Below are 24,179 nucleotides of genomic sequence, written 5' to 3'. Positions count from 1 at the left end.
GTATACAGATGGGGGCGAGGCTAGCGGCAGCGGCCGGACCTTGGCCAGTCGGGATAAGACCGATAAGGCCGAATATTCTTCGGAGAAGTCTCGGGACCCCTGCGCGCCTGTCCAAAAGCAAAGCCTGCAGCCTGCTCTGTTATCGGCAGTGGCGCAGTAGATCAGGATTTCAGGGGCCAGAAATGGCCGGAGCCCAAACCCTTGCAGGTTTGGGCTCCGATGGTGCCGCCGGGCAGGATTGAACTGCCGACCTCAGCCTTACCAAGGATGCGCTCTACCACTGAGCTACGGCGGCGGGTCACTGAGGAAGCGGCCGTATAGCCAAAGGTTTTGGCCGGGCCAAGCCAAAAATGCACGCTTGATCAAAATCTTTCGGCGCGGTCTGCTGCGTCCATGGATAAGCCGACTAAAGACGCTGATGGGGCGGGCCCCGATGCCGCCGTCCCATCTTCACCTGCACCTGCCGCCGCAGCGAAGGCCGAGCGGGCGGCCCGGTTGGCCGCCGCCCTGCGTGCGAATCTGCGTCGCCGCAAGGCGCCGGGCGCGGGCGGCGCGCGCCCGGCCAAGGAAAGCAACTGAAAGTCATCCCTCTTGCGACGTTCCGGCCTTTCGCCGGCGCCGCCAGGCTTGCTAGATAGCCGGTTCGCCGGGCCGTAGGGGTCCGAGCCCCCCAGGACTTCCCCGATACTCATGGACAGCATCGTCATCCACGGCGGCCACCGCCTCAACGGCTCCATTCCGGTCAGCGGCGCCAAGAACTCGGCGATCAAGCTGATGGCGGCGTCGATTCTGACGGATCAGCCCCTGTTGCTGACGAATATGCCTCGCCTGGCCGACACGCGATTCCTGGGCCAGCTGCTGCGCCAGTTCGGCGTGGAAGTGACCGAGCGCGACGGAGCGGACGGCCAGGAGACCCTGTTCCACGCGCCAGAGCTCACCTCGACCTTCGCTCCCTATGACCTGGTGCGTCAGATGCGGGCTTCGTTCAACGTGCTGGGGCCGCTGCTGGCGCGCACGGGGCACGCCAAGGTCTCCCTGCCGGGGGGCTGCACCATCGGCGCCCGTCCAGTGGATCTGCACCTGCAGGCGCTGACCGCGATGGGCGCGGCGATCGAGCTGGAAGAGGGCTATGTCTCCGCCACGGCGCCCAAGGGGCTGCGCGGGGCCGAGATCGAGTTCCCCTTCGTATCAGTGGGCGCGACCGAACACGCCCTGCTGGCCGCCGTGCTGGCGAACGGAACCACGGTGCTGAAGCGCGCGGCGCGCGAGCCCGAGATCGGCGACCTGGCCCGCTGCCTGATCGCGATGGGCGCGAAGATCGAGGGCCTGGACACCGACGTGCTGACGATCACCGGCGTCTCGTCCCTGTCGGGCGCGACCTGGTCGGTGATTCCCGACCGGATCGAGATGGGCTCTTATGCGCTCGCGGCGGCTATGGCCGGGGGCCAAGTGCGCCTGACCAAGGGGCGCGCTGACCTGATCACCGCCCTGACCGACAAAATGATCGAGGCGGGGGTCGAGATCGAGCCGACTGACGACGGGCTGATCGTGCGCCGCGATCCGACGCAGCGGCTGAAGGCGGTCGACGCCACGACCGAGATCTATCCGGGCTTCGCTACCGACCTGCAGGCGCAGTTCATGGCCCTGATGACGACGGCCGAAGGTACGAGCGTCATCCACGAAAACATTTTCGAGAATCGTTTCATGCACGCGCCGGAACTGGCGCGTCTGGGCGCCGACATCACCGTCCACGCCGGCCAGGCGGTGGTGCGCGGCGTCGAGGAGCTGAAGGGGGCGCCGGTGATGGCGACGGATCTTCGCGCCTCCATGTCTCTGGTCATCGCCGGTCTTGTGGCCGAAGGTGAGACGACGGTCGGCCGCGTCTATCACCTGGATCGCGGCTTCGAGCGCATGGAAGAGAAGCTAGGCGCCTGCGGCGCCGATGTCCGACGCATCAAGGGGGAGGGCGATGAGCACTGACGGCGAATCCATCCCTGATCCCGTGATCGCCGGCGATGCCGGAGAGGCCGCGCCGATCGCGCCGCTGCGCTTGCTGGCCGAGGACGCGGACGACCTGCAGATCATTTCGGCCGCGCTTCAGGACGCCATCATGCGTCCGGTCGACATCCGCTGGGAAAAGGAGGCGCGGCGCCTGACCGTGGTCCTGTCGCGCTTCTGTTGGGAATGCGGGGGCGCGCGCGTGATGGCGGCCATGCAGTTCGGGGACGTCCAGGCGGTCAAGAGCCGCCGTCTGCCGCGCCTGCCCGATCAGGCGCTGGAGCTGCTGGCGATGGACTTTCAGCCGACCGAGGCGCCGGGCGGCCGCGTGTTCATGATGTTCGCTGGCGGCGGAGACCTGCGAATCGACGTCGAATGCCTGGACGCGGTCCTGACCGATCTGTCCGAGCGCTGGCCTGCGCGGGTGGCGCCCACCCATCTGGACGAGGCGGGCTGATGAGCGCGACGCACAAGCTGACGGCGATCGAGATCGACAACGCCTCCCTGCCGGCCGCGACGGCTGAGATCGAGCATGAGCGCCGCGTCGCCATCTTCGACCTGGTGGAGCAGAACCGTTTCGTGCCCGAAGGCGCCGCAGGGGGCCCCTATGCGCTGAAGCTGTCGTCGCAGGACAATCGCCTGGCTTTCGACATCACCGGCCCGGATTTCAGCCGCACCCATGTCCTGTCGCTGACGCCGATGAAGACTGTGATCCGCGACTACGGCCTGATCTGCGAAAGCTATTACGAGGCGTTGCGCGGCTCTTCGCCCAGTCAGATCGAGTCGGTCGACATGGGGCGCCGGGGCCTGCACAACGAAGGCGCGGCCCTGCTGAAAGCGCGTCTGGAAGGCAAGGTCGAGATGGACCAGGAGACCGCCCGGCGGCTCTTTACTTTGGTCTGCGCGCTCTATCGTCGGGGCTGAACTCGACTATCTAAGCGTTTTGGTGCATTAGGCGCCCTCACTTTTACGGCTCGCGCTCACGCCCGGCGCGAGCCTTATGCCGTATTCACCGGGCGAGAGAGGCCGCATGGCTAAGGAAGAACTGCTTGAGTTCCCCGGCGTGGTCAGCGAATTGCTGCCCAACGCGACGTTTCGCGTGACGCTGGAAAACGATCACGAGATCATCGCCCACACTGCGGGCAAGATGCGCAAGAACCGCATCCGGGTGCTGGCCGGCGACAAGGTGCTGGTCGAAATGACGCCCTATGACCTGACCAAGGGTCGCATCACCTATCGCTTCAAGTAAGGACGCGCGTGTCGCGTCCTGACGCTCCGGCTCCGAGGCTGATCCTGGCCTCGTCGAGCCCGCGCCGCATTGAACTGCTGGCGCAGATCGGCATTGCGCCCGATGTGGTCGATCCTGCCGATATCGACGAAACGCCCCAGCGGGCCGAGACGCCGCCGCGTCTGGCCCAGCGTCTGGCCTGTTCCAAGGCCGCTGTCGTGGCCGAACGCCATCCCGACGACGTGGTCCTGGCCGCCGATACGGTGGTGGCTGTCGGGCGTCGGTTGTTGGAGAAGCCCGTCGATGAGGCCGAGGCGACCCGGTTTCTGAAGCTGCTGTCGGGCCGCAATCATCGCGTCTTCACCGGCGTGGCCGTAGTGCGAGGCGGGCGAACCTCCTGGCGGGTGGTGGAAACCCGCGTCAGCTTCAAGCCGCTGTCGGACGGCGAGATCGCCGCCTATGTCGCCTCGGGCGAATGGCGGGGCAAGGCCGGGGGCTACGGCATCCAGGGCCGGGCGGCGGCCTTCATCACCCGAATCGTCGGCAGCCATCCCGCCGTCATGGGACTGCCCCTGTATGAGGCGGCGAATCTTCTTCGCGGCGCGGGATGGCGAGGCGGGGCGGCCTGATGGCCGATGTCGAGGTCTTCCTGGACGCGGCTCCGGGCGAGACCCGAGGCGTGGCGTTCCGCGACGGCCGCGCCGAGACGCTGATCCTTCATAGAGGGGACGACCGCCCCGAGCATCGCCTGGGCGCGCGCCTCGTGGGCCGGGTGGCGCGGCTGGCGCCGGGGCTGCACGGCGCCTTCGTCGACCTGGGCCGCGGCGAGCCGTTCGGCTTCCTGCCTCTGGGCAAGGCGGATCGCCCGACCGAAGGCGCTAAGCTCGAACTGGAAATCACCGCCGAGCCCCGTGAGCGCAAGGGGCCGGTGCTGCGCCGTCTGGGCGAGGCGAGCGGCGAGCCGCGCCTGCTGGCGCCGGGGCCTGACGTTGAGGCGATCCTGCGGGCTCTTTACCCTGACAGGCCCATTGCGACAGGCGCCGAGGCCATTCGCGCCGCGACCGAGGCTCAGGACGAGGCGCTGGCGGGCGGCGTCGTTGTTTCGGAGGTCGGCCTGGATCTGGCGATCCAGCGCACGCGCGCCCTGATCGCGGTCGACATTGATTACGCCCCTGTCGCCGGTCGTGATTCCCGCAAGGGGCGCGAGGCGGTGAATCGCGAGGGCCTGCGCCAGACCGCGCGCCTGCTGTGCCTGACGGGGTGGGGCGGTCTGGCGGCGGTCGATCTGGCGGGCGTGGGCCTGCATCCTGAAAGCACCCTGAACATGGCGCGTCAGGCTTTCGCCGGGACGCAAGGCGTCGCGGTGGGGCCGCTCAGCCGGTTCGGGCTGCTGCAACTGTCCCTGCCGTGGGGCCGAACGCCGGCGGACGAGCGGCTGGCCGGGCCGGGCGCAGCCGAACGCGCCGCCCTGCATCGCCTGCGGCTGGCGCTGGCGACGGATCGGGCGACGCCGCGTTTCACGCTGCATTGCAGCCCGGCCTCTGAAATGATTCTGTCGCCCTGGGCGGCTGAACTGGGGCCGCGCGCCCATATCCGCCCCGACGCCGCACCGGGCGAATTTCATATCAAGGAGGGCTGACGCATGGCCCAATGCCCCATTTGCCGCCGCGCCGAGTCTGTCGCAGCCTATAAGCCCTTCTGTTCCAAGCGTTGCGCCGACGTTGATCTGCAACGCTGGTTCACCGGCGGATACGCCATTCCCGCCGAAGAAGCGCACGATGATGAAAAAGATCGCGGAATTGAGTGAATTGGCGTCTGGACAGCCCGCCCGGGCTCGCCTATAGAGCCGCCTCTCGCGACGCAAAGCGAAGCCTGGATAGCTCAGTTGGTAGAGCAGCGGATTGAAAATCCGCGTGTCGGTGGTTCGAATCCGCCTCCAGGCACCACTTTCCCCTAAATGATGAATCTTCGCCACGGCCGCAAAAAAGCCGAAAATTCGTCATGGGCCTAAACTTTTCTTAACAATCGGTAACACTGCAAGTTTGTTGCCGGATCATGACAGTGACGTGCATTTTTTGTGCGTGTCGCGCCGCGCTGCGTCCGGCCGGGGGTGAAAAGACATTTTCCGCCCTTGACGCTAAGATAGGGCTTCGCCAAAGGGACAGGACCGCATTCCTGCTTGCAGGCTGTGGGCGGCGAGATATTGTCTCTGTCGCCAGGTCCGCAGACGTTTCGACGTTTGGAGGATTGCGGCGCCGACCGGCGGGGGAGAAATCCGGCGGGAGGAAAAGATTTCACTGTAAAGGCGCGGCCGACTGACGCGGCCGCCGTCTTGGGTTCCACGAGTCAGACCAAAGCAGGAACTGGCGAAACATGCTCGATAAGAAGACGAATATCCTCCTCGCAATGGCCGGCGCCGCCGTCCTGATGGCGAGCTCGCCGGTTCTGGCGCAGGACGCAGCCGCTCCGGCCGCTCCGGCCGCCGCTTCGGCTCCCGCCGCTGCCGACGCCGCCGCTCCGGCCGCCGACGCCGCCACCCCGGCCGCTGATGCAGCCGCCACGGAAGAAGCCGCCGCCGAAGTTCACGGCGGTGCGGGCCTGACCCCGATCGCCATGTTCATGATGGCGCACCCGGTCGTTAAGGTCGTCATGGCCGGCCTGATCCTGGCCTCGATCTTCTCCTGGACGCTGCTGCTCATCAAGCTGGTCGAGTTCAGCTCGCTGAGCAAAAAGACCAACCGCTTCCTGGAAGAGTACCGCGGTGCTCGCACCCTGGCTGACATCCGTCGCCTGGCCACCTCGGAAGAGTTCGACGGCAACCCGCTGGCCGACATGGCCGCCGCCGCCACCGGCGAAGTGGAGCTGTCGCGTCAAGCCGGCCTGGACGTCGCCGGCGTTCACCGCGGCTCGACGATCGACCGCGCGAACAACGCCATCGGCGCCGTTCAAGGTGGTCTGGGCATCCGTCTGTCGGGCGGCCAGCAGTTCCTGGCGTCGGTCGGTTCGGGCGGTCCGTTCATCGGTCTGTTCGGCACCGTGTACGGCATCATGAACTCGTTCATCGGCATCGCCGAATCGAACACCACCAACCTGGCCGTCGTTGCTCCGGGTATCGCTGAAGCCCTGCTGGCCACCGGTATCGGCCTGTTCGCGGCTATCCCGGCGGTTATCTTCTATAACTACTTCAACACCCGCATCGCTTCGTACGGCGCTCGCGCCGACGGGTTCAACGCTGAGCTGATCAACTCGATCTCGCGTCAACTCGACAAGGGAGCGTAAGCCGAATGGCCGCCAAACTTTCCGGTTCCGGCGGCGGCAAGTACACCGTCGAGGCGAACAGCGAAATCAATGTCACGCCTTTCGTGGACATTATGCTTGTTCTCCTCATCATCTTCATGGTGGCGGCTCCGCTCGCCACCGTGTCGGTGCCGGTGACGCTTCCTCGCGCCGTCGCTCCGCCGGCCCAGAATCCGCCCAAGCCTGTCTTCATCTCCATCCAGAATGGCGGTGAAGTGTGGATCGGCGACTTCCGGACCACGGTGGGCTCGTTGGGCGATGATCTGAAAGTCCAGATCGGAACACGTGACCCTGAGCAGGAGCGGATTTTCATCCGCGCTGACCAGCAAACGCGTTACGGGGACTTCATGCAGGTCATGAACGCCTTGCAGGATAATGGTTTCTACAGTGTCGCCCTGGTTGGCGAAGATCAGTCGTAAGGGGGCGTGACGCAAGCATGACTGCTGAACATCGCGAGCACCGCGACCCTCTGCTCGACGCTCCGAGAAAGAAAAAACTTTCGACGGGCGCAATGATCGGGATCGGCATCTCTATCGCCGTTCACGTTCTTGCGGGTCTTTACCTCTACAAGAGCAAGTTCGAACTCCAGGAGTTCAACTATGTGGACGAGGCTGTAGATGTGGAGCTGATGGCGCCGCCGCCACCGCCTCCGCCTCCGCCGCCGCCGCCTCCGCCGCCGGACACGCCTCCGCCGCCGAAGCTTCAGGTGCGCGAGCCGGTCGTCAACACCTCGGCGCCTCCGCCGCCGGTGACCTTGCCGATCGAGCCGACGAAGAAGGAAGACCGCGTCGAATACACGGGCCCGCCCGTGATCGTCCCAGGTCCTCCGCCTCCGCCGGCGCCGCCCGCGCCGCCGCGTCCTTCGGTGATCACCAACCCGCAGTGGGCTCGCCCGCCGCGTCCGACCGAACGGGACTTCCCGCAGCGCGCTCTTGATCGCGGCGTGGGTGGTTCGGCCACGGTCGAATGTACGGTGACCCCGAGCGGTCGTCCTGAAGACTGCCGTGTCGTCTCGGAAGAGCCGTCGGGCATGGGCTTCGGCGCCGCTGCGGTCCGCATCGTCCAGCGCGGGCAGCTTTCGCCCCGCACGGTCGATGGCGCTGCAACGAACGCCAAGTTCGTGGTCCGGGTGCCGTTTAACCTGGACTAAGCGAGCGATCGCACTGAACGAAAAGAAGCGCCTCGAGGTTTCGCCTCGGGGCGTTTTTTTGTGGCCGTCTTCGGCCTCGAGGTTGGCGTACCAGCAGGGTCATGGGCGTGGTTTATTCCGTCGCGTCATCTTCGGGCCTGTTCCGAGGATCCGAACACGGCGCATGAGCCGTTTGGAGCGATCCGCGCGGATCACGGCTCACGTTGAGAGACTGATTCCTTGCCGCGAAGGCGATGATGAGGCCGGTCCAAGCCGCGCTGCCGCCGCTCAAGGTGAAGAGAGCGTGGAGCCGAGCCGACAGGCTGTGCATTATGGACAGCGATTGCTGTCTGGAGGCCCCATGTCCCACAAACCCATCCTCGTTGCTCTGGCCGTTGGCGCGAGCCTTCTTGGCGTCGGCGTCGGCGGCTGCGCCTATAATGAGGCGCTGGGGCGCAGCCAGTTCGTTCTGATGGACGACAGCGCCCTGATCCAGCAGTCGCAGGCCGCCTGGGCCGAGACGCTGAGGACGCAGAAGGTGTCGAACAACGCCGCCCAGAACGCGCGCGTTCGCCGCGTCGGCGATCGAATCGTCCAGGCGGCGAACCTGACCAATCGTCACTGGGACTATGCGGTGTTCGACGACGCCACGCCGAACGCCTTCGTGCTGCCGTCCGGCCATATGGGCGTGACGACGGGCCTGCTCGCCATCGCCAAGAACGATGACCAACTGGCGGCCGTGATCGGTCACGAGGTCGGCCACGTCGTTGCGCGCCATGCGGCTGAGCGGGCGTCGACGACGCAGACGACGGGTCTGGTGCTGGGCGCGGTGCAGAGCCGGGCAGGGGACTATGGCCAGGCGGTGCAGGCCTTCGGCGGCCTGGGCGCCCAGTTGGGCGTGCTGCTGCCCTTTTCGCGCAGCCATGAGCTGGAGGCGGATCGGCTGGGCGTCGATTACATGGCGGCGGCCGGCTACAAGCCGTCTGAGTCGCTGACGCTGTGGCGCGCGATGGCGGCGGGGCGTCAGTCGGGCACGCCGGAGTTCGCCTCGACCCACCCGTCGGACCAGACCCGGATCGCCCAGTTGCAGCAGTATATCGCCAGCCGCGGTTGGAACTGACGGGTAAAGAAGATAAAATCCGCGCGAGGGCGAAAAGGCCGCTTGCCCCCGACGGCGAGGCCCGCTAGAGAACCGCCCTCGCGCAGAGATGTGCAGCCTTAGCTCAGCTGGTTAGAGCGCCGGTTTGTGGAGCCGGAGGTCCTCAGTTCAATCCTGAGAGGCTGTACCATTCTCCCTCGAATCGCTTTCGCGATGATCGAGGGAGAATAACGACGATGACGTCGCCGGCGTGGGACCCCCACCAATACAATCGTTTTGAGCGCCAGCGCGATCGCGCGGCCATCGACCTGCTGTCGCATCTGCCGGACGATCTGGACCCGCATGAGGTCTGGGACATCGGCTGCGGCACGGGGCAGCATGCGGCCTTGCTGAAACGACGCTGGCCGGGCGCGCGGGTGCACGGGCTGGATTCCAGCGCGGCGATGCTGGAACAGGCGCGCGGCCTGCCGGACGACGTGCGCTGGGTGCAGGACGATCTGCAGAGCTGGGCGCCGGATGCGCCCGTCGATCTGATCCTGGCCAACGCCTCGCTACAGTGGGCGCAGGATCATGCGGCCCTGTTCCGGCGGATGACCGAGGCGCTGGCCCCGGGCGGCGTGCTGGCGGTGCAGATGCCGATGGCGTGGGAGACGCGCCACCATACGCTGATGCGTCAGACGGCGGCGGAGGGACCGTGGCGCGAGCGGCTGAGCGGCGTGGACACCATTCAGCCTCTGCTGGGGGCCGAGGCCTATTACGACGCCGTGGCGGATCTGTGCGAGGAGGTCGACACCTGGTCCACCACCTATCTGCATGTGCTGGAAGGCGACGACGCCGTGCTGGAGTGGATGAAGGGGACGGCGCTGCGACCCTATCTCACCGCGCTTTGCGAAGACCCAGCCAGCCGCGACGCTTTCCTGACGCGCCTGGGCCAGGTGTTGGGCCAGGCATTTCCAAAACGTCCTGAGGGAAGGACGCTTCTGCCATTTCCTCGACTGTTTCTTGTGGCGCGTCGGCGCGGCGGCGCCGGTGCAGGGTCTCGACCGGGCCGTTGAGGCTGTCCAGGGCGGCGCGCGCGGCCTCATAGCCGGCGGCGACGCCGGGCTCATAGGCCTTCCAGTCGCGGATATCGACGCCGTCGGAGGGCGGCAGGATCAACAGATCGGTCTCGGCGCGGGCCTGAATCCGCTCGGCCTCGCTGGACAGGGTGGCCGCGCGCATCAGGATAGAGACGATCGGCGGGCCGTGCTTCCACGCCCCCGACAGGATCCAGCGCCACCAGGAGGGGGGATTCTCCAGCGCGGTGGCGTCCACGCCGCGCGACTGGGACACGTCGACGCCGACGAGCGGGCCGCTGTTCAACCGACGCATCACGTCGCTGGGGAAGTTGCGCAGAACGGCGCCGTCGACCAGCACCTGGCCGTTCATCACCACAGGCGGCATGACGCCGGGAATGGAGATGGAGGCGCGCAAGGCGTGGCGCAGGGTGCCTTCGCGGTGCACCTCCAGCCTGCCTGCGGTCAGATTGGTCGAGACGGCGAAGAAGGGCAGCAGCATGTCCTCCATCTGCACGTCGCCGAAGGCCTCCTTCATCAGCGCCTTGACCTTGCGGGCGTGGGTCATGGCGATGATGGGCGGGGCGATGTCGGCCAGAGGATCGGACAGGACGAAGGCCTGGCGGATGTGGTGCTCCAACTCTTCGTCGGACCAGCCCAGGGCGGGACCGGCGCCGATGACCGCCCCCATTGAGGCGCCGCCGATGAAGTCGATGGGCGTGCCAGACTCGCGCAGGGCCTTCAGCGCGCCGATGTGGGCATAGGCGCGCGCGCCGCCGCCGGACAGCACCACTCCGACGGAGGAGCCGGTGATCAGCCGGGCGATCCGCGCCGTGTCGTCAAACAAGCCCTCGACCGCGTGGAACCAGCGGCCGGGTTTGAGCACGTCCAGCCAGGCGCGGGTGTTGCTGGGGCGCGGCATCCGCGGGTCGCGCAACAGGATCAGATCGGTGCGCTGCCCGGCGTCGTCCCATTCCTCGGCCACAGGCGGGGCGGGGGGCGGCGGGCGGTCGGCGGCGCCGACCAGGAACAGGCGGTCGACCTGACGCGCGCACAGGGCGGCCCAGTTCGGCTCGTTCGCCTCGGCGACATAGAGGACGTAGTCGTGGGCGTCCTCGACCCGCGAAAACCACTCGGCGGCGGATGACAGGGCCGAACTGTCGATGACGTGGCAGGTGGCGCCCTGAGCCTCGACCGCGCGGGCGACGCGTTCGACGAAGGCGCGGATCGGCTTGTCGCGGGCTGAGACGAAGCCGAAGACGTTGGGCTCGGTCCCGCCGCCGCGCTCACGCGCGCGGGTCAGCATGATCTGACCCAGTTCCGACATCAGCAGGGGATCAGTGCGCGCCGCGTCGAAGAAGGCCTCGCGCGGCAGGGCCAACACGTCGCTGTCGCGCAGGGCGACCACGTCCGACATGTGCGAGGTGCCCGCCAGCATGGCCAGTTCGCCGACCGGGTCGCCGGGTTTGATGACCGCGATCATCTGCGGGACGCGGCCGTCGTCGCGACGGAAGACGCCCAGCCGCCCGGCGCGCAGCAGATAGAGGGTGTCGGCCCGGTCGCCGGCGGAAAACAGCCGCTCGCCCCGCGTCAGGGCGAACCAACTGGCGCGGCTGTCCTGCGCGCCCTCGAAGGCGCGGGTCAGGGCGGCGGCGAGGGTGTCCGGTCGAAGCGGGGCCATGAGGAGGAGATATAGCGGATTTCGCGTTCGGTGAACCGAACGGCTTCCCCCCGGCGCGGAAGCCTCCTAAACCTTAGGCATGCCCAAGCTGATTTCCGCCGTCGATCGCAACAGTCCTGCTTTCAAGTCGCTGGATGCGCACAATCGCGCCCTGCGGGACGAGCTTTATGAAAAGGTCGCCATGGCGGCCCGGGGCGGCTCGGACGCCAGCCGCGAGCGCCATGTGGCGCGGGGCAAGCTGCTGCCGCGTGATCGCGTCGAGCGCCTGCTGGATCCGGGCTCGCCCTTCCTGGAGGTCGGTCAGCTGGCCGCCAACGGCATGTATCGCGATGAGGCGCCCGGCGCAGGCATGATCTGCGGCGTCGGCCGGGTGTCGGGGCGCGAGGTCATGATCGTCGCCAACGACCCGACGGTGAAGGGCGGCGCCTACTTCCCCATGACGGTGAAGAAGCACCTGCGGGCGCAGGAGATCGCCGAGCAGAACAATCTGCCGTGCGTCTATCTGGTCGATTCGGGCGGGGCCAACCTGCCGCACCAGGCCGAGGTCTTCCCGGACCGCGACCACTTCGGCCGTATCTTCTTCAACCAGGCGCGGATGAGCGCAAAGTCGATCCCGCAGATCGCCTGCGTCATGGGCAGCTGCACGGCGGGCGGCGCCTATGTGCCGGCCATGTCGGACGAGACGGTGATCGTGCGCAATCAGGGCACCATCTTCCTGGCCGGGCCGCCGCTGGTGAAGGCTGCGACCGGCGAGGTCATCTCGGCTGAGGAACTGGGCGGGGCCGAGACCCACGGCCGCAGGTCCGGCGTGGTCGACCATGTGGCCGAGGACGACGAGCATGCGCTGGAGATCGTGCGCTCCATCGTCGCCAATCTGAACACCACCAAGCCCCAGCCGCTGGACGTGCGCGAGCCGCGCGCCCCGGCTTACGATCCGGCTGAGCTCTACGGCATCATCCCCGAGGATGTCCGGGCCCCCTATGACGTGCGCGAGGTCATCGCCCGCATCGTCGACGGCTCGGAGATGGACGAGTTCAAGGCGCTGTACGGCACGTCGCTGGTGTGCGGCTTCGCCCGCATCTGGGGCCAGCCGGTCGCCATCCTGGCCAACAACGGCGTGCTGTTCAGCGAAAGCGCCCAGAAGGGCGCGCACTTCATCGAACTGGCCTGCAAGCGCAAGATCCCGCTGCTGTTCCTGCAGAACATCTCGGGCTTCATGGTCGGCGGCAAATACGAAGCCGAAGGCATCGCCAAGCACGGCGCCAAGCTGGTGACGGCGGTCGCCTCGGCGGAGGTGCCCAAGTTCACCGTCCTGATCGGCGGCAGCTTCGGGGCGGGCAACTACGGCATGTGCGGTCGGGCCTATTCGCCGCGCTTCCTGTTCACCTGGCCCAACAGCCGCATCAGCGTGATGGGCGGCGAGCAGGCGGCCAGCGTCCTGGCCACCGTCCACCGCGACGCGGACACATGGACGCCGGAGGAGGCCGAGGCCTTCAAGGCGCCGATCCGTCAGAAGTACGAGGACGAGGGCAATCCCTATTACGCCACCGCCCGCCTGTGGGACGACGGCGTCATCGATCCGGCCCAGACGCGCGACGTGCTGGGCCTAGCCATCAGCGCCAGCCTGAACGCCCCCATCCCCGAGACGACCTTCGGCGTGTTCCGGATGTAATGACCGCCGCGGCCCGTCAGGGCCGAATGCCCGCCACGAGGACTGAGACATGAAGAAGACCGCGGCCCTGATCGCTTTGACGGCCTTGCTCGCAGCCTGCGGATCGCAAGCGGACGCTCCGACGCCAGAGGTGGCCGAGCCTGCGTTGGAAGCCGCGGCACAGCCCCAGGCCGACCCGGTTTCGGCGGCGGAAGAGGCTGCTGCCCGCGCGGGCGAACCGGCGCAGGCGGTCTTTCCCGTCGGCTATCGCGGTGAGTGGGACTATAGCGACGACGGCTGCGCCAGACAGGAAAGCGGCACGCGCTTCGTCATCACAGCCACCGAGATCAAGGGCTATGAAGACACCTCCAGGCTGGTGGCGCTGGAGCCGCTGAAGGATCAGGGCGAGGCTATTCGGGTGGTGCTGGAGAACCAGTCCTCTGAAGGCGACCAGACCATGGTTCAGATCCTGCGCCTGTCGCCGGTGGTCGGGGTGTCGCTGCGGATCGAGCAGGACGGCAAGACCGTTCGGGCCAGCCGCTGTGATCCGGTCTAGGCGGGATATTTCTCTGCGGCGCGCCGTGACGCCGCCTGATGCGTTCTACCGGCTGAGAGGAGCCGACCATGACTGATCAAAACCCTAACGAAGACGAGCTGAACGCTCTGGACATCACCGACGCCGAGGCGGCGGAGATGAACGCCATCGCCCATCCCTTCGTCGCCGACCCGGCGCCGGACGCGAACGACGATCTGGTGCAGATCGACGCCACGGCCGACGGCGTGGTCTTCGTCACCATCAACCGGCCGCAGAAAAAGAACGCCTTCGACGCCGCCACCATCGCCGCCCTGTACGAGGCGTTTGAGACCCTGCAAGGCGCCGACCGGGTGCGCGTGGTCTTCATCCGCGGCGCCGGCGGGACCTTCAGCGCGGGCGCTGACCTGAACTGGATGCGCGACGCGGCCGACTGGTCCGAAAGCGACAACCGCGACGACGCCATGGGGCTGGCAAAGATGCTGAAGGCCCTGCATGACGTGCCGGCGCTGACGGTGGCCCTGGTCGAGGGCGCGGCCATGGGCGGCGGGGCGGGCATCGTCGCCGCCTGCGACATGGCGGTGGCGGTCGAGGGGACGCGCTTCGCCTTCTCCGAGGTCAAGCTGGGCCTCATCCCGGCGACCATCGCCCCCTATGTCATCGAGGCGGTCGGCGCGCGCCGTGCGCGCCAGCTGTTCCTGACGGCCAACATCTTCGACGCCGATTACGCCGCCCATGCGGGGCTGATCGACATGGTCCTGCCCGAAGGCTCGGTGGAGGAGTTCATCTCCATGCTGACCGACAGCCTGTCGGCCAATGCGCCGGGCGCGATGGGCGACGCCAAGCGGCTGGTCAACGATGTCGCGGGCGAGGATATCGACAACCGCCTGCTGGAAGAGACCGCCAAGCGCATCGCCCGCGCCCGCGTCTCGCCCGAGGGCCAGGAAGGCGTCCGCGCCTTCCTCGACAAGCGCGCGCCGAACTGGGCGCAATGAGTGGTGAGTGGCGAGTGACGAGGCTGACTCGTCGACGGATCTCGCCACGCCGACTCTTTTCGCCCGACGCATGATCGCACGCGCCTTCTCGTCACCCGCCACTCGTCCCTCGCCACTTCGGAAAGCCTGATGTTCAAATCCGTCCTGGTCGCCAATCGCGGCGAGATCGCCTGCCGCGTCTTCCGCACCGCCCGTCGCATGGGCCTGCGCACCATCGCCGTCTATTCCGAGGCCGACGCCAACGCCCTGCACGTGCGCGAGGCGGACGAGGCGGTGCTGATCGGCCCGGCGGCGGCGCGCGAGTCCTATCTGGACGCGGCCAAGGTGCTGGCGGCGGCCAAGGCGACGGGGGCGGAGGCCATCCATCCCGGCTACGGCTTCCTGTCCGAGAACGCTGACTTCGCCGAGGCGGTGGCGGCGGCCGGCGTCGTCTGGATCGGCCCCAAGCCGTCTTCGATCCGCGCCATGGGTCTGAAGGACGCGGCGAAAAAGCTGATGATCGAGGCGGGCGTGCCCGTCACCCCAGGCTATCAGGGCGAGGACCAGTCGCTGGAGACCCTGAGCGCCGAGGCGAACCGCATCGGCTTCCCGGTGCTGATCAAGGCGGTCGCGGGCGGCGGCGGCAAGGGGATGCGCAAGGTCGACCGGCCTGAGGACTTCGCTGAAAATCTGGCGTCGGCCCAGCGCGAGGGGCAGTCGTCCTTCGGCGATCCGCGCGTGCTGATCGAGAGCTACATCACTCGCCCGCGTCATATCGAGGTGCAGGTCTTCGGCGACAGCCACGGCAATGTCGTCCACCTGCACGAACGCGACTGCTCGCTGCAGCGCCGCCACCAGAAGGTGATCGAAGAGGCGCCTGCGCCCGGGATGGATCAGGCCACGCGCGACGCTGTCACCGCCGCCGCAGTCCGCGCCGCCAAGGCCGTGGACTATCAGGGCGCCGGCACCATCGAGTTCATCGCCGACGCCTCCGACGGGCTGAAGGCCGACCGCATTTGGTTTATGGAGATGAACACCCGGCTGCAGGTCGAGCACCCGGTGACGGAAGCCATCACCGGCGTCGATCTGGTCGAATGGCAGCTGCGCGTCGCGGCAGGCGAGCCGATCCCGCTGGCGCAGGCCGACATCCCGATGAAGGGCTGGGCCATGGAGGCCCGCCTCTATGCCGAAGATCCCGCCAACGGCTTCCTGCCGTCGATCGGGCGGCTGGATCACTTCGTCATGCCCGATGACATCCGCGTCGACACCGGCGTGATGCAGGGCGGCGAGGTCAGCCAGTTCTACGACCCGATGATCGCCAAGCTGATCGTCCATGAAGACACCCGCGAAGCCGCCGCCGCCCGTCTGGCCGACGCCTGCCGCGAGGTCGAGGTCTGGCCGGTGAAGACCAACGCGGGCTTCATGGCGCGTTGCCTGGATCACCCGCGCTTTGTCGAAGGCGACGTGGACACCGGCTTCATCGCGGCGGAGGAGGGAGCGCTGATCGCCCCGGCTCAGGTTTCCGCTCGCGCCCTGGCCGCTGCGGCCGGTCAGATCGGGCTGGAGGCGGACGCCGCCGCCTTTGACGCGCCGGACAATGTGCTGGCGCCCGCTCGCGCAGGCCTGTTCGGTTTCCGCCTGAACGCAGCGCCGCAAGCGCATACGGCGGTTCACCATGACGGCGCAGCCCACGCCCTGACCCTGACGGGCGAGCCGGGCTGGTACGGCCGGTCGTCCAGCTTCACGGTGAACGGCGATTTCGGCTCGGCTCAGGTCTATGGCGCGCCGGGCATGGTGGTCGTGAACGGCGAGGCGGTCAGCACCCTGTCGCCCGACGCCGAGCGGGTGCTGGTGTTCGACGGCGGCGACGTGGTCGAGTTCCGGCGCCGCAAGTCCAGCGGCCCGGCCGGCGGCGCCGCATCCGACGGCGGCCTTCGCGCGCCCATGCCGGGCAAGATCGTCGCGGCGCCCGCCAAGGCCGGGGACGCGGTGACCAAGGGGCAACCGGTCGTGGTGCTGGAGGCCATGAAGATGGAGCACGCCCTGACCGCGCCCTTCGACGGCGTGGTGGCCGAGTTCAATGTCGCCGTCGGCGATCAGGTCACCGACGGCGCGGTGCTGGCTGTGGTGAAAGCGGCCGACTAGATCCCGCTCATCCCGGCGGACGCCGGGATCCAGTTCTTTGGCCTCATCAACGAGGTCGGGAACTGGGCTGAGCGTTTTGTCGAGCGTCGCGTGCGGGGCTCTTACTGGGTCCCGGCGTCCGCCGGGATGAACGGAGTAGAGGCGGCGTTTCATGCCCCTGCACATGATCAAGCTCTGCGTCGGCGTCTCCGAGGTCGAGACCCTGGAGGCGAACGCCAAGCGGTCCGACTGGCGCATCGTCCACACCCGCATGACGCCCAAGCGCGCCGCCGAGATCGAGGACGGCGGCTCGCTCTATTGGGTGATGAAGGGCATCGTGACCTGCCGTCAGCGCATCCTCGACATCACGACGGTGGGCGAGGGCAAGGCCAGCCGGTGCGAGATCAAGCTGGACAGCGAGGTCATCCGCACCGCGCCGCTGGCCCGGCGGCCGTTTCAGGGCTGGCGCTATTTCGACAAGGACGTTCCGCCGGACCTGTCGGTGGCCGAGCCGACGGACCTGCCGCCCGAGCTGGCGCGGGAGCTGCGCGAACTGGGCGCCTGGTAGGCGCCCGAAGCGCTCGGAAAATCGATTGACGCGCGCATGGGCGCGTGGCTGTTGCGGCCTCCGATGACCCACGCCCTGTTCAGCTTCAAAACCCGCGCTGCCCTGTCCGAGCTGCTGAAGCTGGCCTGGCCGGTCGTCATGGCGCGTCTGGGCATCATGACTATGGGGCTGACGGACGCCATCGTCGTCGGCCACTACGCCAGCCGCGAGCTGGCCTTCCACTCCCTAGCCTGGGCGCCGTCGTCGGTCGTGCTGACCACGGCGGTCGGCCTGATGATGGGGGTGCAGGTCATGACCGCCCGCCTGCTGGGCGAGGGCAGGGGCGATGAAGTCGGCGCCGTCCTGAGGCGCGGCATGACCTATTCGCTGCAGATCGGTCTGGTCTCGATGATCGGTCTGCTGCTGCTCGGACCGTTCGGGCTCGTTCATATGGGGTTGGAGGACGGTTTGGGCGAGGGCGCGACGCCCGCCCTGATGGTCTTTGCGCTGTCGATGCCGGCCTATCTAATTTCGGTCTGCGCCCAGTTCTTCCTTGAGGGACTGCACCGGCCCAAAGCGGGCATGGTCGCCATGTGGGTGGCCAATGCGGTCAATCTGGCGCTGAACCTGCTGCTGGTGCCGGACCTGCTGGGCATCGGCTTGCACGGCGCCGTGGCTTCGGCCTGGGCGACGTTCGGCGCGCGTACGGCGCTGGCGATCTTTCTGGTCATCTTCATCCTGCGCCTGCCCGAGGCGCGGGCCTGGGGCGTGTTCAAGAAGCCCCAACGCGACAAGGCGGTTGAGAGCCAGCAGATGAAGGTCGGCCTGGGCGCGGGCGCGTCGAACTTCATCGAGGTCGGCGCATTCGCCGCCATGACCCTGTTCGCCGGTCAGTTGGGCGCCGCCCAGACCGCCAGCTGGGCGGTCGTGATCAACATCTCGGCCATCGTCTTCATGGTGCCGATGGGACTGTCGTCCGCGACGGCGGTGCTGGTCGGCCGCAGCTATGGCGCAGCGGACAAGGCGGGTGTGATGCGCGGCGGTCTGGCCGGCATCGGCGTGGTGACGGTGCTGGCCTTCATCATCGCCCTGGTCATCTGGCCTTCGGCGCGGCTGATCGTCGGCGCCTATACGACCGACCCGGCGATCCTCGCCATCGCGGCGCCGGCGCTGGTGCTGGCGACCCTGTTCTTCGTCGCCGACGCCATGCAGGTAGTCGCGGCGCAGGCCAACCGTGCGGCGGGCGACGTGGTGTGGCCGACGCTGATGCACCTGCTGTCCTATGGCCTCATCATGATCCCGCTGGGCTGGTTCCTGGCGCATCGGATCGGGGTGGACGGACTGGTCTGGTCGGTGATCGTCGCCAGCCTGATCTCGGGCGCCCTGCTGACCGGGCGCTTCGTGCGCATCGCGCGGAGGCTTTGAGAAGTGGCGAGTGGCGGGTATCGAGTGGCGAGCGAAACGCATTAATGCGCCGTTCGGTGTTGCGGTAGCTCGCCTCACTCGCCACTAACCACTCGTCACTCGTCACTCGTCACTTGTCACTCGGATAATCATGGCCCGCATCCTCATCACCTCGGCGCTGCCCTATATCAACGGCATCAAGCACCTTGGGAATCTGGCCGGGTCGATGCTGCCCGCCGATGTGTGGGCGCGTTTCATGCGGGCGAGGGGGCATGACGTCCTCTATGTCTGCGCCACCGACGAACACGGCACCCCGGCCGAACTGGCCGCCGCCGCCGCCGGCCAGGACGTGCGCGCCTATTGCGACGAACAGCACGAGGTGCAGCGCCGCGCGGGCGAGGCCTTCAACCTGTCGTTCGACATCTTCGGCCGCAGCTCCAACGCCCCGAACACCCGCCTGACCCAGCACTTCGCCAAGGTGCTGGAAGAGCGCGGCCTGATCGAAGAGCGCGTCGACCGGATGATCTATTCGATCGACGACGCCCGCTTCTTGCCCGACCGCTACGTCGAAGGGACCTGCCCGCACTGCGCCTATGAGAAGGCGCGCGGGGACCAGTGCGATAACTGCGGCCGCCTGCTGGATCCGACCGACCTGATCGACCCCTATTCAGCAGTGTCGGGCAGCCGTAATCTGGAGGTCCGCGACACGCGCCACCTCTATCTGCTGCAGACCAAGGTGGCCGACGAAGTGCGCGCCTGGGTCGACGCCCGCTCGCCGCAGTGGCAGCCGCTGGCCCGCTCCATCGCCTATAAGCATCTGGACGAGGGCCTGATCGACCGGGGCATCACCCGCGATCTGAAATGGGGCGTGCCGGTCGTCGGTCCCGACGGCGGCCCGCGCCCGGGGATGGAGGGCAAGGTCTTCTACGTCTGGTTCGACGCCCCCATCGAATACATCGGCGCGACCGAGGAATGGGCCGACAAGACCGGCGGAAACTGGCGCTCGTGGTGGCGTCTCGACGAGGGCGCCGAGGACGTGCGCTACGTCCAGTTCATGGGCAAGGACAACGTCGCCTTCCACACCGTCAGCTTCCCGTCGACCATCCTCGGCTCAGGCGAGCCGTGGAAGACGGTGGACCAGCTGAAGGCCTTCAACTGGCTGAACTGGTACGGCGGCAAGTTCTCGACCAGCATGGGCCGGGGCGTCTTCATGGATCAGGCGCTGGAACTGCTGCCCGCCGATTACTGGCGCTGGCACCTGACGGCCTATGGGCCGGAGCATTCCGACGCGGCCTTCACCTGGGAGCAGTTCCAGTCGACGACGAATAAGGACCTGGCCGACGTGCTGGGCAACTTCGTCAACCGCATCGTCAAGTTCACCGAGTCCAAGTTCGACGGCGTCGTGCCCGAGGGCGGAGAGCCGGGCGCGCTGGAAGAGAAGCTGGCCGCCGACGTCAAGGCGGCTCTCGCCAGCCTCACTGACGAGTTCGAGGCGATGGAGTTCCGCAAGGCGGCCCAGGCCGCCCGCGCCCTGTGGGTCCTGGGCAATGAGTATCTGCAGGTCGCGGCCCCGTGGACGGCGCTGAAAACGGACCGCGAGCGGGCCGCCGTTGTGGTGCGCACGGCGCTGAGCCTGGTCGCCCTGTTCGCCCGCGTGACGGCGCCCTTTATGCCCGAAGCGGCGGGGCGGATCGCGGCCACGGTCGGCGCGACCGATCTGTCATGGCCTGACGCTGAGGGCGACCTGTTGAGCCTGGTTCCTGCCGGCCAAGTAGTGGCGGCGCCCCAGGTTCTGTTCGCCAAGATCGAGGACGCCCAGGTCGCGGAATGGACCGAGCGCTTCGGCGGCGCCGAGGTCTGAAAGCGCCGGTCTAAAAATGAAAAAAGGCCCGGAGCGATCCGGGCCTTTTGTGTTTCTAGGAGGCGGCATCCGTCGGCGCGACAGTCGGCGGGGGCGGATCGCGTCGCTCGCGGCCGCCGGGCAAGGCTTCGGGCGTGTGCCGTCCCGGACCCTCACCGCTGTGGCGCAGGTGCTTTACCTCTTCCTCGGCGCTGATGTCGAGGAAGGCGGGGGCCGAGGCGTTGAACTGCGCCGTATGGCCAGTGCGCACGATGACCGAGCGTCCGCCGTCCCAGATCATGTGCAGGGCGACGTACAGGACGATGACCAGGCCCACATAGGCGATCCAGCGATAACGGTTCAGCAGCTTGGCGATGAAGGTGGCCGCCAGACCCATCAGGGCGATGGACAGGATCAGGCCGAACACCATGATCCACGGGTGGTCATGGCTGGCGCCGGCCACGGCCAGCACATTGTCCAGGCTCATGGTCAGGTCGGCGATCATGATCTGGATCAAGGCGGCGCCGAAGGTCTTGCGCTTCAGGCCCAACTCCTCAGGCGAGGGGCCGCCGCCGTGTTCAATGGCCATGGCCCGTTCGATCTCGGCCTCGGCTTCGGCCTGATCGTGGGTGGCCTGTTCGCGCAGCTCGCGCCACATCTTCCAGCAGACCCACAGCAGCAGGAAGCCGCCCGCCAGCAGCAGGCCGACGATAGCCAGCAACTGCACGGTGATCAGCGCCAGGCCGATGCGCATGACGACGGCGGCGGCCAGCCCGATCAGGATGGCCTTGCGACGCTGTTCCTGCGGCAGGGCGGCGGCGGCCAGGCCGACGGCGACAGCGTTGTCGCCAGCCAGCACCAGGTCGATCATCAGCACCTTGCCGAGGGCGGAGGCCTGACTGATCAATTCGGGATTTGAGAGGAAGTCCATGCGCGACTCTTAATGCCCGGCGGGGCCCGCGCCAAGACGCCGCAGGGGCGAGTTGACGCGGGCGTTCGCCTTCTTAGCTCGCGCGGCTTTGGGCCCTGGCGACCTCATACAGGGCGATGGCGGCGGCGTTGGAGACGTTCAGACTCTCGAAGCCGCCGGGCATGGGAATGCGGGCCATGGCCTCGCAATGCTCGGCCACCAGACGGCGCACGCCGTCGCCTTCGGAGCCCATGACGATGACGGTCGGCCGGGCGTCCAGCGCCTGCTCCAGCGTCAGGTCCGAGCCGCCGTCCATGCCGATGGCGCGCCAGCCGTGATCGGCCAGCTTCTCCAGCGCGCGGCTGAGATTCGTCACCCGGGCGCAGGGCAGGCGCTCGGTGGCGCCGGCCGAGGCCTTGGCCAAGGCGCCGGCGAGGGCGGGGGAGTGGCGGTCCTGCACGACGATGCCGCGCGCGCCGAAGGCCAGGGCCGAGCGGAAGATGGCGCCGACGTTCTGAGGGTCCGTCAGCTGATCCAGCATAACGATGACGCCTTCAGCCGGTTCGGCCAGGTCTTCCAGATCGACGCCTTCCAGCGGCTGGACCTTGAAGGCCATGCCCTGGTGTACGGCCCCGGCGGGCAGCATCCGGCCCAGGGCGACCGAATCGACCACCTCGATTCGGTGGCCGTTCGCCAGATTCTCGCGCTGAATCTCGTCGGCGCGGTCTTCGGTGACCATCAGACGGCCCATTCCGCGACGCGCCGGATTCGCCAAAGCGGCCAGAACCGGGTGGCGTCCCCAAAGAAAATTATCGGCGTCCGGGCGCGACCGGGCGGGTTTGCGCTCGTTTTCGGCGGGGTGGCGGCCTTGCGGCGCGGGGGTTTGAGCCCGATTTGGGCGTGTTTCGTCCCTCTTGTGGAAAGATTGTTTTTTACCGGTTTTCCGGTCGTTGCGTTCTCGAAATGACGACACTATAAGACGGCCTCCGATTTGGGCCCCAGGGCTTTCGGTTCAGGCGCTTCCTCTACTGCAGGCGTCGCCCGACAGCGAAGGCTTTCGTCGCGAAATGATCGAAAGATTGTTTTCGGCGTTTCCAGACCGGCATTGACATAAGGCGCGCTGGGGGAATGTCCCGAGCGGCAAAGGGGGCGGACTGTAAATCCGCTGCGTAAGCTTCGCAGGTTCGAGTCCTGCTTCCCCCACCACGCGCCTTCAATGCCCGCCGGGCCGGGAGTCCAGAAAGGAATCGGGTGCGGAAACGTCGCTCTTCAAACGAAGGGCGGTGCAGCCGCATTCTTCGCGCGGGTATAGCACAATGGTAGTGCAGCAGCCTTCCAAGCTGAATATGCGGGTTCGATTCCCGCTACCCGCTCCAGGTTTTATGAACTGAGCACAGCGCCCCTCCGTTCCGGACCCGGGCCACAGGAGTTTGGCCATGGCCAAGGAAAAGTTCGAACGCACTAAGCCGCACGTGAACATCGGCACGATCGGCCACGTTGACCACGGCAAGACGACGCTGACGGCGGCGATCTCGATGACGCTGGCGAAGGCCGGCGGCAGCAAGGCGATGAACTACGCCGACATCGACAACGCGCCGGAAGAAAAAGCGCGCGGCATCACCATCAACACGTCGCACGTGGAATATGAGACGGCCAACCGTCACTACGCGCACGTGGACTGCCCGGGCCACGCCGACTACGTGAAGAACATGATCACGGGCGCCGCCCAGATGGACGGCGCGATCCTGGTGTGCTCGGCCGCTGACGGCCCGATGCCGCAGACCCGCGAGCACATCCTGCTGTCGCGTCAGGTCGGCGTTCCGGCCCTGGTGGTGTTCCTGAACAAGGTCGACATGGTCGACGACGAGGAGCTGCTGGAGCTGGTCGAAATGGAAGTGCGCGAGCTGCTCAGCTCGTACCAGTTCCCGGGCGACGACATTCCGGTGATCAAGGGCTCGGCCCTGGCCGCTGTCGAAGACCGCGACCCGCAGATCGGCGAAGAGCGCATCCTGGAGCTGATGGCGGCGGTCGACGCCTACATCCCGCAACCGGAACGCCCGATCGACATGCCGTTCCTGATGCCGGTCGAAGACGTGTTCTCGATCTCGGGCCGCGGCACCGTGGTGACGGGTCGCGTCGAGCGCGGCATCGTCAAGGTCGGTGAAGAAGTCGAAATCGTCGGCATCCGTCCGGTTCAGAAGACGACCTGCACGGGCGTCGAAATGTTCCGCAAGCTGCTGGACCAGGGTCAAGCCGGCGACAACGTGGGCGTGCTGCTGCGCGGCACCAAGCGTGAAGACGTCGAGCGCGGCCAGGTGCTGTGCAAGCCGGGTTCGATCACCCCGCACACCAAGTTCGTGGCCGAAGCCTACATCCTGAACAAGGAAGAAGGCGGCCGTCACACGCCGTTCTTCACGAACTACCGCCCGCAGTTCTACTTCCGCACGACGGACGTGACCGGCATCGTGCGCCTGAAGGAAGGCGTCGAAATGATCATGCCGGGCGACAACGCCGAGCTGGACGTCGAGCTGATCACGCCGATCGCGATGGAAGAGAAGCTGCGCTTCGCCATCCGCGAAGGCGGCCGCACCGTCGGCGCCGGCGTCGTGGCCAAGATCGTCGAGTAATCGACGTCAGAATGAGCGGGGGCCTCGGTCCTCGCTGGTTCGCCAGTAACGAGTAAGCGTAAGCGTACCGGCCTGAAGCAGCC

General features: G+C 67.2%; 23 protein-coding genes, 5 tRNA genes and 1 pseudogene. 25 read left to right on the top strand and 4 right to left on the bottom strand.

The genetic code is table 11. The features are described 5' to 3' along the window. Positions 1 to 220: 220 nt before the first annotated feature. Positions 221 to 295: transfer RNA gene (locus ACLBV5_RS04210), tRNA-Thr, on the bottom strand. A 98-nt stretch (positions 296 to 393) separates the two neighbouring features. On the opposite strand from ACLBV5_RS04210, the gene ACLBV5_RS04205 reads away from it, so the two are divergent. The 15 genes and pseudogenes from ACLBV5_RS04205 to ACLBV5_RS04135 all read left to right on the top strand — a co-directional run. Then, positions 394 to 579, top strand: coding sequence for a hypothetical protein (locus ACLBV5_RS04205; RefSeq protein ID WP_447604879.1), 186 nt, complete (start codon positions 394 to 396; stop codon positions 577 to 579). A gap of 111 nt (positions 580 to 690) precedes the next feature. Next, a complete protein-coding gene (murA, locus tag ACLBV5_RS04200) occupies positions 691 to 1,980 on the top strand; it encodes a UDP-N-acetylglucosamine 1-carboxyvinyltransferase (RefSeq protein WP_025978286.1) in 1,290 nt (429 codons plus the stop codon). Beyond that, on the top strand, positions 1,970 to 2,455 hold the full coding sequence (locus tag ACLBV5_RS04195; RefSeq protein WP_303683555.1) for a DUF2948 family protein: 486 nt from the start codon (positions 1,970 to 1,972) through the stop codon (positions 2,453 to 2,455). The genes murA and ACLBV5_RS04195 overlap by 11 nt, the downstream gene beginning before the upstream one ends. Then, positions 2,455 to 2,922: a UPF0262 family protein gene (locus ACLBV5_RS04190; protein ID WP_303705981.1), complete on the top strand. Its 468-nt coding sequence runs from the start codon at positions 2,455 to 2,457 to the stop codon at positions 2,920 to 2,922. The genes ACLBV5_RS04195 and ACLBV5_RS04190 overlap by 1 nt, the downstream gene beginning before the upstream one ends. Before the next feature lie 106 nt (positions 2,923 to 3,028). Then, positions 3,029 to 3,247, top strand: a complete 219-nt coding sequence (gene infA / locus ACLBV5_RS04185) for a translation initiation factor IF-1 (RefSeq protein ID WP_003164348.1) — start codon at positions 3,029 to 3,031, stop codon at positions 3,245 to 3,247. A gap of 8 nt (positions 3,248 to 3,255) precedes the next feature. Further along, on the top strand, positions 3,256 to 3,855 hold the full coding sequence (locus ACLBV5_RS04180) for a Maf family protein (RefSeq protein WP_447604878.1): 600 nt from the start codon (positions 3,256 to 3,258) through the stop codon (positions 3,853 to 3,855). Further along, positions 3,855 to 4,865, top strand: a complete 1,011-nt coding sequence (locus ACLBV5_RS04175; RefSeq protein WP_447604877.1) for an RNA-binding protein — start codon at positions 3,855 to 3,857, stop codon at positions 4,863 to 4,865. The genes ACLBV5_RS04180 and ACLBV5_RS04175 overlap by 1 nt, the downstream gene beginning before the upstream one ends. A 3-nt stretch (positions 4,866 to 4,868) precedes the next feature. Next, entirely contained in the window at positions 4,869 to 5,033 is a 165-nt protein-coding gene (locus tag ACLBV5_RS04170; RefSeq protein ID WP_082891468.1) for a DNA gyrase inhibitor YacG, read from the top strand. A gap of 63 nt (positions 5,034 to 5,096) precedes the next feature. Then, positions 5,097 to 5,172: transfer RNA gene (locus ACLBV5_RS04165), tRNA-Phe, on the top strand. A gap of 427 nt (positions 5,173 to 5,599) precedes the next feature. Continuing rightward, positions 5,600 to 6,505, top strand: coding sequence for a MotA/TolQ/ExbB proton channel family protein (locus ACLBV5_RS04160; RefSeq protein WP_447604876.1), 906 nt, complete (start codon positions 5,600 to 5,602; stop codon positions 6,503 to 6,505). 5 nt (positions 6,506 to 6,510) lie between these two features. Continuing rightward, positions 6,511 to 6,942, top strand: coding sequence for an ExbD/TolR family protein (locus ACLBV5_RS04155; RefSeq protein WP_025978292.1), 432 nt, complete (start codon positions 6,511 to 6,513; stop codon positions 6,940 to 6,942). Between the two features lie 92 nt (positions 6,943 to 7,034). Then, on the top strand, positions 7,035 to 7,673 hold the full coding sequence (locus tag ACLBV5_RS04150; RefSeq protein ID WP_244093320.1) for an energy transducer TonB: 639 nt from the start codon (positions 7,035 to 7,037) through the stop codon (positions 7,671 to 7,673). A 340-nt stretch (positions 7,674 to 8,013) separates the two neighbouring features. Further along, complete coding sequence (locus tag ACLBV5_RS04145; protein WP_447604875.1) at positions 8,014 to 8,772, top strand: M48 family metallopeptidase; 759 nt, start codon at positions 8,014 to 8,016, stop codon at positions 8,770 to 8,772. Between the two features lie 92 nt (positions 8,773 to 8,864). Then, positions 8,865 to 8,941, top strand: a tRNA-His gene (locus ACLBV5_RS04140). Between the two features lie 46 nt (positions 8,942 to 8,987). Next, positions 8,988 to 9,386, top strand: a pseudogene (locus ACLBV5_RS04135) (methyltransferase domain-containing protein); the annotation flags it as partial. A gap of 241 nt (positions 9,387 to 9,627) precedes the next feature. Here ACLBV5_RS04135 and ACLBV5_RS04130 read toward each other — a convergent pair. Then, complete coding sequence (locus ACLBV5_RS04130; protein ID WP_447604874.1) at positions 9,628 to 11,487, bottom strand: patatin-like phospholipase family protein; 1,860 nt, start codon at positions 11,485 to 11,487, stop codon at positions 9,628 to 9,630. Positions 11,488 to 11,566: 79 nt separating this feature from the next. Between ACLBV5_RS04130 and ACLBV5_RS04125 the strand changes: the two genes are divergently transcribed. From ACLBV5_RS04125 to metG, 7 genes are all read left to right on the top strand, one after another. Next, the gene (locus tag ACLBV5_RS04125; RefSeq protein ID WP_447604873.1) at positions 11,567 to 13,159 is read left to right on the top strand and encodes a carboxyl transferase domain-containing protein; all 1,593 of its coding nucleotides are present in this window, start codon (positions 11,567 to 11,569) and stop codon (positions 13,157 to 13,159) included. Positions 13,160 to 13,208: 49 nt separating this feature from the next. Further along, positions 13,209 to 13,694, top strand: coding sequence for a hypothetical protein (locus ACLBV5_RS04120; RefSeq protein WP_447604872.1), 486 nt, complete (start codon positions 13,209 to 13,211; stop codon positions 13,692 to 13,694). Positions 13,695 to 13,762: 68 nt separating this feature from the next. After that, on the top strand, positions 13,763 to 14,665 hold the full coding sequence (locus ACLBV5_RS04115) for an enoyl-CoA hydratase-related protein (RefSeq protein WP_025978299.1): 903 nt from the start codon (positions 13,763 to 13,765) through the stop codon (positions 14,663 to 14,665). 129 nt (positions 14,666 to 14,794) lie between these two features. After that, positions 14,795 to 16,789 carry an ATP-binding protein gene (locus ACLBV5_RS04110; protein WP_447604871.1) on the top strand — a complete coding sequence of 665 codons (1,995 nt, stop codon included), beginning with the start codon at positions 14,795 to 14,797 and terminating at the stop codon, positions 16,787 to 16,789. Between the two features lie 151 nt (positions 16,790 to 16,940). Continuing rightward, entirely contained in the window at positions 16,941 to 17,336 is a 396-nt protein-coding gene (locus ACLBV5_RS04105) for a DUF1489 family protein (protein ID WP_447604870.1), read from the top strand. A gap of 63 nt (positions 17,337 to 17,399) precedes the next feature. Beyond that, positions 17,400 to 18,740, top strand: coding sequence for an MATE family efflux transporter (locus tag ACLBV5_RS04100; RefSeq protein ID WP_447604869.1), 1,341 nt, complete (start codon positions 17,400 to 17,402; stop codon positions 18,738 to 18,740). A 130-nt stretch (positions 18,741 to 18,870) separates the two neighbouring features. After that, complete coding sequence (metG, locus tag ACLBV5_RS04095; RefSeq protein ID WP_447604868.1) at positions 18,871 to 20,580, top strand: methionine--tRNA ligase; 1,710 nt, start codon at positions 18,871 to 18,873, stop codon at positions 20,578 to 20,580. A 55-nt stretch (positions 20,581 to 20,635) separates the two neighbouring features. Here metG and ACLBV5_RS04090 read toward each other — a convergent pair whose 3' ends face one another. Next, entirely contained in the window at positions 20,636 to 21,490 is an 855-nt protein-coding gene (locus ACLBV5_RS04090) for a TerC family protein (RefSeq protein ID WP_447604867.1), read from the bottom strand. Between the two features lie 73 nt (positions 21,491 to 21,563). Beyond that, positions 21,564 to 22,442, bottom strand: coding sequence for a 23S rRNA (guanosine(2251)-2'-O)-methyltransferase RlmB (rlmB, locus tag ACLBV5_RS04085; RefSeq protein WP_447604866.1), 879 nt, complete (start codon positions 22,440 to 22,442; stop codon positions 21,564 to 21,566). Between the two features lie 149 nt (positions 22,443 to 22,591). On the opposite strand from rlmB, the gene ACLBV5_RS04080 reads away from it, so the two are divergent. The 3 genes from ACLBV5_RS04080 to tuf all read left to right on the top strand — a co-directional run bounded on the left by ACLBV5_RS04080 (position 22,592) and on the right by tuf (position 24,096). Next, positions 22,592 to 22,675: transfer RNA gene (locus ACLBV5_RS04080), tRNA-Tyr, on the top strand. A gap of 96 nt (positions 22,676 to 22,771) precedes the next feature. Beyond that, positions 22,772 to 22,845, top strand: a tRNA-Gly gene (locus ACLBV5_RS04075). A 60-nt stretch (positions 22,846 to 22,905) separates the two neighbouring features. Continuing rightward, entirely contained in the window at positions 22,906 to 24,096 is a 1,191-nt protein-coding gene (gene tuf, locus ACLBV5_RS04070; protein ID WP_064108282.1) for an elongation factor Tu, read from the top strand. Positions 24,097 to 24,179 lie beyond the last annotated feature (83 nt).

The organism is Brevundimonas sp. M1A4_2e, assembly GCF_053345555.1.
Note: the sequence above shows the minus strand (reverse complement) of the source record. Positions and strands in the feature narration are given on the sequence as shown.

Coding starts and splice junctions, on each gene's coding strand:
- ACLBV5_RS04205 (WP_447604879.1), top strand. CDS start 394: ATGGATAAGCCGACTAAAGACGCTGATGGGGCGGGCCCCGATGCCGCC.
- murA (WP_025978286.1), top strand. CDS start 691: ATGGACAGCATCGTCATCCACGGCGGCCACCGCCTCAACGGCTCCATT.
- ACLBV5_RS04195 (WP_303683555.1), top strand. CDS start 1,970: ATGAGCACTGACGGCGAATCCATCCCTGATCCCGTGATCGCCGGCGAT.
- ACLBV5_RS04190 (WP_303705981.1), top strand. CDS start 2,455: ATGAGCGCGACGCACAAGCTGACGGCGATCGAGATCGACAACGCCTCC.
- infA (WP_003164348.1), top strand. CDS start 3,029: ATGGCTAAGGAAGAACTGCTTGAGTTCCCCGGCGTGGTCAGCGAATTG.
- ACLBV5_RS04175 (WP_447604877.1), top strand. CDS start 3,855: ATGGCCGATGTCGAGGTCTTCCTGGACGCGGCTCCGGGCGAGACCCGA.
- ACLBV5_RS04170 (WP_082891468.1), top strand. CDS start 4,869: ATGGCCCAATGCCCCATTTGCCGCCGCGCCGAGTCTGTCGCAGCCTAT.
- ACLBV5_RS04160 (WP_447604876.1), top strand. CDS start 5,600: ATGCTCGATAAGAAGACGAATATCCTCCTCGCAATGGCCGGCGCCGCC.
- ACLBV5_RS04155 (WP_025978292.1), top strand. CDS start 6,511: ATGGCCGCCAAACTTTCCGGTTCCGGCGGCGGCAAGTACACCGTCGAG.
- ACLBV5_RS04150 (WP_244093320.1), top strand. CDS start 7,035: ATGATCGGGATCGGCATCTCTATCGCCGTTCACGTTCTTGCGGGTCTT.
- ACLBV5_RS04145 (WP_447604875.1), top strand. CDS start 8,014: ATGTCCCACAAACCCATCCTCGTTGCTCTGGCCGTTGGCGCGAGCCTT.
- ACLBV5_RS04130 (WP_447604874.1), bottom strand. CDS start 11,487: ATGGCCCCGCTTCGACCGGACACCCTCGCCGCCGCCCTGACCCGCGCC.
- ACLBV5_RS04125 (WP_447604873.1), top strand. CDS start 11,567: ATGCCCAAGCTGATTTCCGCCGTCGATCGCAACAGTCCTGCTTTCAAG.
- ACLBV5_RS04120 (WP_447604872.1), top strand. CDS start 13,209: ATGAAGAAGACCGCGGCCCTGATCGCTTTGACGGCCTTGCTCGCAGCC.
- ACLBV5_RS04115 (WP_025978299.1), top strand. CDS start 13,763: ATGACTGATCAAAACCCTAACGAAGACGAGCTGAACGCTCTGGACATC.
- ACLBV5_RS04110 (WP_447604871.1), top strand. CDS start 14,795: ATGTTCAAATCCGTCCTGGTCGCCAATCGCGGCGAGATCGCCTGCCGC.
- ACLBV5_RS04105 (WP_447604870.1), top strand. CDS start 16,941: ATGCCCCTGCACATGATCAAGCTCTGCGTCGGCGTCTCCGAGGTCGAG.
- ACLBV5_RS04100 (WP_447604869.1), top strand. CDS start 17,400: ATGACCCACGCCCTGTTCAGCTTCAAAACCCGCGCTGCCCTGTCCGAG.
- metG (WP_447604868.1), top strand. CDS start 18,871: ATGGCCCGCATCCTCATCACCTCGGCGCTGCCCTATATCAACGGCATC.
- ACLBV5_RS04090 (WP_447604867.1), bottom strand. CDS start 21,490: ATGGACTTCCTCTCAAATCCCGAATTGATCAGTCAGGCCTCCGCCCTC.
- tuf (WP_064108282.1), top strand. CDS start 22,906: ATGGCCAAGGAAAAGTTCGAACGCACTAAGCCGCACGTGAACATCGGC.